Here is a 9,406-nt window from a genome sequence, read left to right as displayed (position 1 = left end):
GCGCAGAGTTCGGGCGGCAATTGCCGCGCGTCCGGCCCCATTGGGCCCCTTCAACGGTGCTCCAGACGAGGGAGCTGGTGAGGTGGTGGTCACGGCCCACACCTTAGGACTGTCCGCTCATTCGCGCAAAGTCATAGTGAGGCGACGTTTCATAGCCAATGGCTATGGAAGAATGGAGCCATGCAGATCCAGCAGCTCAGCTATTTCGTTGCGGTCGCACGTACACGGCACTTCACGCGGGCAGCCGAGCTCACTGGTGTCTCGCAGCCCAGCCTCTCCAAACAGATTCGGGTGCTCGAGAACTCCCTCGGCACTCCCCTGTTCGTACGAAACCGTGGCGCGATCGAGCTGACCAGTGCCGGCGCGGCCCTGCTCCCCCATGCTCAGCGCATCCTGATCGATGTCGAGAGCGCCGAACGCACCGTCAAGGAGGTCGCAAACCTGCGACGCGGTCGTGTACGACTCGGCGCGACCCCTTCCCTCTGTGACGGCCTCCTACCGGAGGCGCTGCAGAGGTTCAACAGCAAATATCCCGACATCGACCTCGAGGTACAGGAGGCCGGCTCACAGGTGTTGACCCGCGAACTGGCGCAGGGGCGGTTGGACGTTGCGCTGCTCATCGTTCCGCTCAGCACCAACGACCCAGACATCGAGACCACACCGGTGCTCCGCGAGCAGCTGGTGCTCGCAAGTCCCGCTGACTCCGATCTTCCCGAGCGGATGGACGTCAGGGACATCAAGGACATGCCGCTCGTGATGTTCCGTGAGGGCTATGACCTTCGCGACGTCACCCTCCGAGTCTGCCGCGACGCCGGTTTCGAGCCACGATTCGCCGTCGAAGGTGGGGAGATGAGCACGGTGTTGCGGTTCATCGAGTCCGGGCTCGGCTATGCGGTCGTACCGAGCATGGTCCTGACCAATCGCCCACAGCTGCGCGCCACCCAGCTCGACAATCCCCCGCTCGACCGGGTCATCGCGCTGGCACACCGCAGCTCCGAAGCGCTGCCACTCGCGGCCCGCGCCTTCAAAGCGGAGCTGCTCGAGCACCTGACGACCGTCGGCGCCAACATCAAGGTGACCTAGCAAGCCAATACGCTGCCGTATGCGCCTTCGGATCCTTGTCTCGAGCATGCTTTTCTTCACCCTCGCAGCGTGCAGCGTTCTTGGTATCGGTGAGTCGCCGGCGCCACCGCTCACGAAGGCCGAGGCAAAGAAGGCACTGCTCACACGTGCCGACTTCCCGAAGGGGTGGACCCGTGACTCTGACGAGCCGACCGGCGACGACGACATCAAGATGACTCGAGGGTCCAAGGCATGCAAGCGACTCATCTACGGCGTCGATGACGACGCGCCGACCATGCTCGAACGCTCCTACTCGTCGCCCGACGAGTCCACCACGATCGGGCACGGCATCGAGTCGTACGCCGAGGATGACGCCGAGCGCGAATTCAACCGGGACGTGAAGATGCTCTATTCCTGCGACCGCTTCAGGTTGGGTGACGGCAAGCACGTCTCAGTTCGCTTCACCCTCAAGCTGGTTCCTTACGAGAACATAGGTGACGATTCCGCCGCCTACCAAGCTGTCGGTGTCATCGGCGACACCAAGATGTTTCTTGACTTCGCAGCCGTGCGAGTTGGTCAGAACGTCGTCTCGATCTTTTCGTTCAGGATTGGCTCGGCCATCCCGGATCGCAAGATGAGGCGCTACATGAACCTCGCGCTCGCCAAGCTGGACAAGGTCGACAAGGTCGACAAGGTCGACAAGGTCGCCTAGCGGGGCTCGGGGCCGAGAGCGAACGTACGCTTCGGGGCCCAACCGTCGACGTCGTCGTGCTCATAGAGCGCGAACCCGTCAACCGTGAACTGGCACTCGAATCCACTGAGCTCGTCGTATGCACGGTCGAGGCTCACATCGTCGAGGTTGTGCGCGATCGTCACGTGCGGATGGAACGGGAACTCGGGCTCTTCGACCTTGAGCGCCGACCGTACGGACTTTGCCAGCATCTCGGTATAGGAAATGCCCTGGCTGACCGCGATGAAGACGACCGGAGATATCGGCCGGAACGTCGCCGTACCTCGCAGTCGCATCGGAAACGGCGGCAGCGTTGCCGAGGCGCGTTCGAGCGCATCACAGACACCGACGAGCTCAGCCTCGGTCACCTCAGTGGGAGGGATCAGCGTCACGTGGCTCGGAACCGTACGGGCCATTGGATCGCCGAACTCCGCGCGCTTGTTGCGCAGCAGCGTGCCGTACGGCTCCGGGATCGGGATGGCGACACCGATGGTCTGCGTCATGTAGGACGTACGAATCCGGAGCGCTCGTAGACGAGCTCGAGGGTCTGCGCCGCTACGGCTCGGGCCTGCTCAGCGCCAGCCTTGAGGATGCGGTCGAGCTCAGCACGATCGTCCAGGAGCTCGCGGGTGCGCTCGCCGAAAGGACCGACGAAGTCGGCAACCAGCTCAGACAGCGCGACTTTGAACGCGCCGTACTGCTGACCGACGTACTCACGCTCGATGTCGGCGATCGTGCGCTTGGTCAGCGCCGAGTAGATCACCAAGAGATTGGAAACCCCGGGCTTCTCCTTCTCGTCGAAGCGGACCTCGTCGCCTGAGTCGGTGACAGCAGACTTGACCTTCTTGGCTGCCTTCTTGCGATCGTCGGTCAGATTGACGACGCCGTTGTGCGAGGCCGCCGAACCGCTCATCTTGACCGTCGGATCCTGCAGGTCGTAGATCTTGGCTGTCTCTTTGACGATGTAGGCCTCAGGCACCTTGAACGTCTCGCCGAACCGATGGTTGAAGCGCTGTGCGAGGTTGCGGGCGAGCTCGAGATGCTGGCGCTGATCTTCGCCGACCGGAACCTGGTCAGCCTGATAGATGAGGATGTCGGCGGCCATCAGGATCGGGTAGGTGAACAGACCGACCGAAGAGCTCTCGGCGCCACCCTTGGACGACTTGTCCTTGAACTGAGTCATCCGGCTGGCTTCGCCGAATCCCGTGATGCCACCAAGCACCCACGCAAGCTGCGCGTGCTCGGGCACATGGCTCTGCACGAAGAGTGCACTGCGTTCGGGATCGACACCGGCGGCGAGCATCTGGGCGGCGGCGATGTACGTACGCTCGCGAAGATCCGTTGGCGAGTACTCGACCGTGATCGCATGCATGTCGGGGATGAAGTAGAACGCGTCGAACTCATCCTGCAGGGCAACCCACTGGCGGAAAGCGCCGAAGTAGTTGCCCAGGTGATAGGAGTCGGCAGTCGGCTGGGCACCGGACAGCACGCGAGGTCGGCGGTCAGCAGGCATGTGCGCATTCTGCCAGCCACCCGTGTCCTAGAGTCACGGGGTGACCGACGTGCGCCAGTGGATCGTGCCCGGGCGAGTCAACCTCATCGGTGAGCACCTGGACTACAACGGTGGACCGGTCCTCCCGATGGCGATCGACCGAACGTTGACGGTCAAGATCCGCCGTCGCGATGACGACATCGTCAACGTGTGGACCGATCGAGCAGGCTCAGCCAAGGCATCCTTCCCGGTCTCAGTCCAGCCCGGCGACGTCGATGGTTGGGCCGCGTATGCCGCCGGGACGATCTGGAGCCTCGCCGAAACCGGGCAGACGTTCGGTGGCGTCGACATCGTCATCGAGTCGGGCTTGCCGTCTGGTGCGGGACTGTCGTCGTCGGCCGCGGTGACGTGCGGCATTGCCGCAGCAATCAATGAGCTCTTCGGTCTCGGTCTGGAGAAGGCGGACCTCGCGGTGATCGCGCAGCGTGCAGAGTCCGGGTTCGTCGGAGCACCGGTCGGCCTCATGGACCAGCTCGCCGTACTTCACGGAGAGGTCGGTCACGCGGTCCTGATCGACACCGCCGCCGCTCCCCCGACGACCAAGCCGGTGCCACTCGGATGGGACGACGCTGGCCTGGTCCTGCTCGTCATTGCGACCGGCGCACACCACTCTCTTGCTGATGGCGAGTACGCCGCACGCCGCGAAGAGTGCGAGCGAGCAGCAGCTGAGCTGGGTCTCGAGCACCTCTCGCAGGCAGGCCTCGACGCCACCGTGAAGCTCACCGACGAGGTGCTCAAGGCGCGCACACGACACGTACTCACTGAGACTGCTCGCGTACGAGCCGCCGTCAGCGCGCTGAACCGTGGCGCCTGGCCTCAGCTCGGTGCCATCTTCACCGCATCGCACGAATCGCTGCGGGACGACTTCGAGGTCAGTTGCCCAGAGCTCGACACCGCAGTTGAGGCGGCGATCGAGGCCGGCGCGCTGGGCGCGCGCATGACCGGCGGCGGGTTCGGCGGAAGCGTCATCGCCCTCGTGCCGCTCGACAAGGTTGCGACCGTACGAGAGCGCGTCGAAGCACGCTATGCCGCCCGCGACTGGGCAGCACCGGAGGCATTCGTCGTGCACGCAGCCGATGGCGCGCATCTCGTCTGAAACACTGGTTGCGTGAACACCAGCATTCGGATCGCCTACCAGGGAGAGCCTGGCTCGAACTCCCACATCGTGGCGCGGGAGAACTACCCCGACGCCGAGGCCGTGGCCTGCGCCTCGTTCGAGGACGTCTTTGCCGCCGTCGCGTCGGGCGAAGCCGAGCTCGCAATGATCCCGATCGACAACTCGATCGCCGGTCGTGTCGCTGACATCCACCACTTCCTGCCGACGTCCGGGCTGCACATCATCGCCGAGCATTTCCTCCGGATTCAGTTCAGCCTGCTTGGCGTGCCTGGTTCGAGTCTCGACACGATCAAGACCGTGCACAGCCACGTTCACGCGCTGGGTCAATGCCGCAAAGTAATCAAGAAGTACGGCCTCACGACGGTGATCTCGGGCGACACAGCTGGCGCTGCCCGTGAGATTGCCGATGCCGCCGATCCGACCCAGGCCGCGATCTCGCCGCCGCTCGCCGCCGAGATCTACGGCCTCGACGTACTCGCGACAGACATCGAGGACGAGGACCACAACACAACGCGGTTCGTGGTGCTCTCGCGTGATCCCAAGGTTGCTCCAGCCGGCAACGGTCCCGTCGTCACGAGCTTTATCTTCAACGTGCGCAACCTGCCCGCAGCGCTCTACAAGGCACTCGGCGGATTCGCGACCAACGGCGTCAACATGACCAAGCTCGAGAGCTACATGGTGGGTGGTGAATTCGCAGCGACGCAGTTCCTTGCCGAGGTCGACGGGCATCCAGATGACCTGCCGCTCAAACGTGCGCTCGAAGAGCTCACGTTCTTCACCACTGACGTGACGATTTTGGGTGTTTACCCCGCCGATCCGTACCGCGCATGACCCGGCACCTCCCATGAACGGGCCAGAGATGGTGTGGCCCCTCAACGTGCCGGTGCTGTCGGACGGTCTGGTGACGCTGCGAGCTCACGTACCCGCTGACATCGACGCGATGCTCGAGATGGCCAATGATCCCGAGATGGTTAGGTGGACGTCGATCGCGACTCCTCATACGAGGGAGATGAGCGAGGACTTCGCGCTCGGCATCATCCCGCGCGGCTGGGATGAGGGCACCAACCGCATCTGGGCGATCGAGGCCGACGGCCGATTCGCCGGCAACGTCGACATCCGTCACGCCCCGATCGGTGACATCGGTTTCGCGCTCCACCCATGGGCGCGTGGCAAAGGACTCATGGTTCGCGCCGTACGGCTCGCCGTCGACTGGGCGTTCAACGAGGGAGGCATCGAGATCGTCCACTGGAGGTCGCACGTCGGCAACGAGGCGTCGCTGCGCGTCGCGCACTCCGCGGGATTCGTCCTTCACGGCACGGCGCCGGGGAGCCTGCTCGAACGTGGAGCTGTGCTGGACGCCTGGACTGCATCGATCCGGTTCGGGGACGCCCCGATCCCTCGTACGAACTGGGCCGAGTCGACGGTGCTCGAATCCGATCGGCTGATTCTGCGCGCCAACACCGAGGCCGATCTTTCGCGTATCGCCGAGGCGTGCAGCGACCCCGACTCACAGCATTGGCTCAACAGCCTCCCCCACCCGTACACGGAGAAGTCGGCGCGCGAATACGTCCACACCTGCATCTGGCAGGCCGCCACAGGAATCAAGGCGACGTGGGCCATCGCCGACCGGGTCACCGACCAGCTGCTCGGCAATGTCGCGGTGATGGACATGCGCGGGCCCAATCCGACCTCGGGTGAGATCGGCTACTGGATGCATCCCGACGCCCGCGGCAAGGGCGTGATGACTGAGGCCGTGCGGCTCGTGGTCGCTCATGCATTCAGCCCCGAAGGGCTCGATCGCCGCCGCCTCGTCCTGTATGCCGCCGACGGCAACGACGGGAGCAACAAGGTCGCAGAGGCCGCCGGATTCAGTCGCTACGGGACACAGAGGCTCGCCGAGCGACTCGGCGACGGCACATACGTCGACCTGCACGGCTACGAGCTCCTCCGCCTGTCGTAGGCGCGATCTAGAGTTGCGGGTATGAGCGCTCAGACTGACCTGCCCGCTGACTACAAGCCCTGGCCGGCACTCTGGGCGATGGTTATCGGCTTCTTCATGATTCTGGTCGACAACACGATCGTGTCCGTCGCGACTCCCGCGATCGCGCGTGAGCTCGAGTCGGATGTCAGCACCGTTATCTGGGTGACCAGCGCCTACTTGCTGGCATACGCCGTGCCGCTGCTGGTGACAGGTCGGCTCGGTGACCGTTTCGGTCCCAAGAACGTCTACCTCATCGGGCTCACGATCTTCACCCTCGCGTCGCTGTGGTGCGGACTGACCGGCAGCATCGAGATGCTCATCGTTGCTCGAGTTGTTCAAGGTGTCGGCGCCTCGCTGATGACGCCGCAGACCATGGCGGTCATCACCCGGACGTTCGCTCCCGCCAATCGCGGCAGCGCAATGGCCCTCTGGGGAGCGACCGCTGGTGTCGCCACCCTCGTCGGTCCGATTCTCGGCGGCGTCCTGGTCGACACGCTTGGCTGGGAGTGGATCTTCTTCATCAACGTGCCCGTCGGCGTCGTCGCCTTCGTCCTGGCATGGCGCCTCGTGCCCGCGCTCGCCACCCACTCGCACAGCTTCGACTGGGTCGGCGTTGGACTGAGCGCCGTCGGCATGTTCCTCCTGGTGTTCGGCATCCAGGAGGGCGAGCGCTACGACTGGGGCCAGATAGAAGGCATCATCTCTGTCCCTGCCCTGATCGTCACCGGACTGCTGGTGGCCGCCGGATTCCTGTGGTGGCAGAGCCGCATCAAGACCGAGCCCCTCGTACCCCTCGGCCTGTTCCGCGATCGCAACTTCTCGCTCGGCAACGCCGGGATCGCCCTGGTCTCACTCGCGATCACCGCAATGTCTCTCCCGTTCTTCTTCTACGCGCAAGGAGTCCGCGGCTGGACCCCGACCGAGTCAGCTTTCCTGATGGCGCCGATGGCGATCGTGCTCATGCTGCTGGCGCCCTTCGTCGGCAAGCTGGTCGACCGCGTACACCCCCGTGGCATCACGCTCGTCGGATTCGGCACCGCAGCGATCGCGATGTTCTGGCTCTCGCGAGTCATCGGTCCCGACACTCCTGTCTGGCAGTTGATCCTGCCGATGGCTCTGTTCGGTGTCTCCAACGCGTGTCTGTGGGCTCCACTCGGTGCAACAGCAACGCGCAACCTGCCCATGAGCTCGGCAGGCGCGGGTGCCGGCGTCTACAACACCACGCGTCAGGTGGGTGCCGTCCTCGGCAGTGCTGCCATCGCAGCCATCATCCAGGCCCGCCTTGCCGCCAACGGCCTGCCGGGTTCGTCCGAGACCTTCCAGTCGTCCGACCAGGCAATGCCCGCCGCAGTGCAGGGACCGTTCTCCGATGCCATGGCCCAGTCGTTGTTGCTGCCAGTCTTGGCGTTCGTGATCGGCATCGTGCTGGTGCTCTTCTTCCAGCGTCCGACCCACGCCGGCCATGGTCGCCAACCCATGGCGCAACCTGAGCCGACGGTCGCTCCTTAGCGACGCGGCCACCCGCGGCCCTAGAGTGGCCTGGTGCCTTTGACGTTCGTGCTCATCCTTTCCTGTCCTGATCGACCGGGACTGGTCTACGCGGTGACACGGTGGATTGCCGAATCTGGTGGCAACATCCTGGACAGCCAACAGTTCTCCGACACGAGCGACGACGAGTTCTTCCTGCGCGTGCATTTCACCCTGCCGTCCAATCCGCCGCCCGAAGACCTGGGCGCGCGATTCGCAGAACTCGCTGAGCAGCACATGATGGACTACCGGTTCGTCGTGGCCGAGACGCCGGTCCGGACCTTGGTACTGGTGTCTCGGGAAGGCCACTGTCTCAACGATCTGCTTTATCGCCAGAGCACCGGCTCGCTCGGCATCGAGATACCGGCAGTTGTCTCAAATCACCGCGACCTCGAGCGCCTTGCCTCGGCATTCGAGATCCCGTTCATCCATGTGCCATCCGATGACAAGGCGGCTAGCGAGGCGCGAATTCTCAGCCTGGTCAACGAGCTCGACATCGAACTGGTCGTGCTCGCCCGCTACATGCAGATCCTTTCTGACGAGACGTGCCAGGCACTCGATGGCAAGGCGATCAACATCCATCACAGCTTCCTTCCGAGCTTCAAGGGGGCGCGGCCTTACCAACAGGCGCATGATCGCGGCGTCAAGCTCATCGGAGCGACAGCCCACTACGTCACGACCGAGCTCGATGAAGGCCCGATCATCGACCAGGGCGTGATGCGAGTCGACCACCGGATGTCAGCCGCCGACCTTGCTCGAGTCGGGCGCGACGTGGAGGCGCAGACCCTTTCGCGCGCAGTGAAGCTGCACGCGGAGTCACGGGTCCTGATGAACGGACCACGCACGGTCGTATTCGACTGAACGGCGCTACACCGCGATCTCGCAGGCTGGATGAATTGTCCACATTGTGGTCATGTGCAGAACGCGCCTCTCCGACGCCTAACTTGATGGCCAGAGCACGCGCCGTGGCGTGCCTGACCCAGAGGCAGGAACATGAAGACCATCCGCTTGGCAACCGCAGTCGCCTTTGGCGCGGCGGTGCTGGCGGGTTGTGCGCCCGGCGGCAGCGGGAATCAAGACACGCTCTCCCTCGTAGGATTCGCGGTTCCCAAGGCTGCCAACGACGCCGCGCAGGCAGAGTTCGCCAAGACTGCCGAGGGCAAAGGCACGACCTGGAGGGAGTCGTATGGCGCATCTGGCGACCAAAGCCGCGCTGTGGCCAGGGGCCTCAAGGCCGACTACGTCCATTTGTCCATCACTCCAGATGTGGCGCGCCTCGTAGAGGCAGGCGTGGTGGCCAGGGACTGGAATGCCGGACCCAACAAGGGCATCGTGACCGACTCCGTCGTCGTCCTGGTCGTCCGCAAGGGCAACCCCAAGAACATCCGGGGCTGGAACGACCTCGCCAAAGACGGTGTCGGCATCGTGACGCCCAAT

Annotated in this window: 10 protein-coding genes; 8 read left to right on the top strand and 2 right to left on the bottom strand. The window is 64.2% G+C overall.

What is annotated here, in order from left to right:
* Nucleotides 1-180: 180 nt before the first annotated feature.
* Both V6M39_RS01105 and V6M39_RS01100 read left to right on the top strand, forming a co-directional pair.
* Nucleotides 181-1,083: a LysR family transcriptional regulator gene (locus V6M39_RS01105; protein ID WP_332641808.1), complete on the top strand. Its 903-nt coding sequence runs from the start codon at nt 181-183 to the stop codon at nt 1,081-1,083.
* Nucleotides 1,084-1,102: 19 nt separating this feature from the next.
* Nucleotides 1,103-1,774 carry a hypothetical protein gene (locus V6M39_RS01100; RefSeq protein ID WP_332641807.1) on the top strand — a complete coding sequence of 224 codons (672 nt, stop codon included), beginning with the start codon at nt 1,103-1,105 and terminating at the stop codon, nt 1,772-1,774.
* Here V6M39_RS01100 and V6M39_RS01095 read toward each other — a convergent pair.
* Together V6M39_RS01095 and trpS are read right to left on the bottom strand one after the other, a co-directional pair.
* Nucleotides 1,771-2,295, bottom strand: coding sequence for a 2'-5' RNA ligase family protein (locus V6M39_RS01095; RefSeq protein ID WP_332641806.1), 525 nt, complete (start codon nt 2,293-2,295; stop codon nt 1,771-1,773). The two genes, V6M39_RS01100 and V6M39_RS01095, sit on opposite strands and share 4 nt — an antisense overlap.
* Nucleotides 2,292-3,305, bottom strand: a complete 1,014-nt coding sequence (gene trpS, locus V6M39_RS01090) for a tryptophan--tRNA ligase (protein ID WP_332641805.1) — start codon at nt 3,303-3,305, stop codon at nt 2,292-2,294. The genes V6M39_RS01095 and trpS overlap by 4 nt, the downstream gene beginning before the upstream one ends.
* Nucleotides 3,306-3,345: 40 nt before the next feature.
* Between trpS and galK the strand changes: the two genes are divergently transcribed.
* The 6 genes from galK to V6M39_RS01060 form a co-directional block, all read left to right on the top strand.
* On the top strand, nt 3,346-4,440 hold the full coding sequence (gene galK, locus V6M39_RS01085) for a galactokinase (RefSeq protein ID WP_332641804.1): 1,095 nt from the start codon (nt 3,346-3,348) through the stop codon (nt 4,438-4,440).
* Between the two features lie 12 nt (nt 4,441-4,452).
* Nucleotides 4,453-5,292 carry a prephenate dehydratase gene (locus V6M39_RS01080; protein ID WP_332641803.1) on the top strand — a complete coding sequence of 280 codons (840 nt, stop codon included), beginning with the start codon at nt 4,453-4,455 and terminating at the stop codon, nt 5,290-5,292.
* Nucleotides 5,293-5,305: 13 nt separating this feature from the next.
* Nucleotides 5,306-6,421: a GNAT family N-acetyltransferase gene (locus tag V6M39_RS01075; protein WP_332641802.1), complete on the top strand. Its 1,116-nt coding sequence runs from the start codon at nt 5,306-5,308 to the stop codon at nt 6,419-6,421.
* A 21-nt stretch (nt 6,422-6,442) separates the two neighbouring features.
* Nucleotides 6,443-7,951: a DHA2 family efflux MFS transporter permease subunit gene (locus V6M39_RS01070; RefSeq protein ID WP_332641801.1), complete on the top strand. Its 1,509-nt coding sequence runs from the start codon at nt 6,443-6,445 to the stop codon at nt 7,949-7,951.
* Nucleotides 7,952-7,984: 33 nt separating this feature from the next.
* Nucleotides 7,985-8,830 carry a formyltetrahydrofolate deformylase gene (gene purU / locus V6M39_RS01065; protein WP_332641800.1) on the top strand — a complete coding sequence of 282 codons (846 nt, stop codon included), beginning with the start codon at nt 7,985-7,987 and terminating at the stop codon, nt 8,828-8,830.
* Between the two features lie 132 nt (nt 8,831-8,962).
* Nucleotides 8,963-9,406: substrate-binding domain-containing protein (locus V6M39_RS01060; RefSeq protein ID WP_332641799.1), on the top strand; the 444-nt coding region annotated here is incomplete at its 3' end.

This window comes from Aeromicrobium sp. (assembly GCF_036675695.1).
Taxonomy (GTDB): domain Bacteria; phylum Actinomycetota; class Actinomycetes; order Propionibacteriales; family Nocardioidaceae; genus Aeromicrobium.
The sequence above is the reverse complement of the archived record's forward strand: the minus strand, read 5'-3'. Positions and strand labels throughout refer to the sequence as shown.

Bases quoted from the DNA above. Each gene is read 5' to 3' on its own strand.
- V6M39_RS01105 (WP_332641808.1), top strand. From the start codon at position 181: ATGCAGATCCAGCAGCTCAGCTATTTCGTTGCGGTCGCACGTACACGG.
- V6M39_RS01100 (WP_332641807.1), top strand. From the start codon at position 1,103: ATGCGCCTTCGGATCCTTGTCTCGAGCATGCTTTTCTTCACCCTCGCA.
- V6M39_RS01095 (WP_332641806.1), bottom strand. From the start codon at position 2,295: ATGACGCAGACCATCGGTGTCGCCATCCCGATCCCGGAGCCGTACGGC.
- trpS (WP_332641805.1), bottom strand. From the start codon at position 3,305: ATGCCTGCTGACCGCCGACCTCGCGTGCTGTCCGGTGCCCAGCCGACT.
- V6M39_RS01075 (WP_332641802.1), top strand. From the start codon at position 5,306: ATGAACGGGCCAGAGATGGTGTGGCCCCTCAACGTGCCGGTGCTGTCG.
- V6M39_RS01070 (WP_332641801.1), top strand. From the start codon at position 6,443: ATGAGCGCTCAGACTGACCTGCCCGCTGACTACAAGCCCTGGCCGGCA.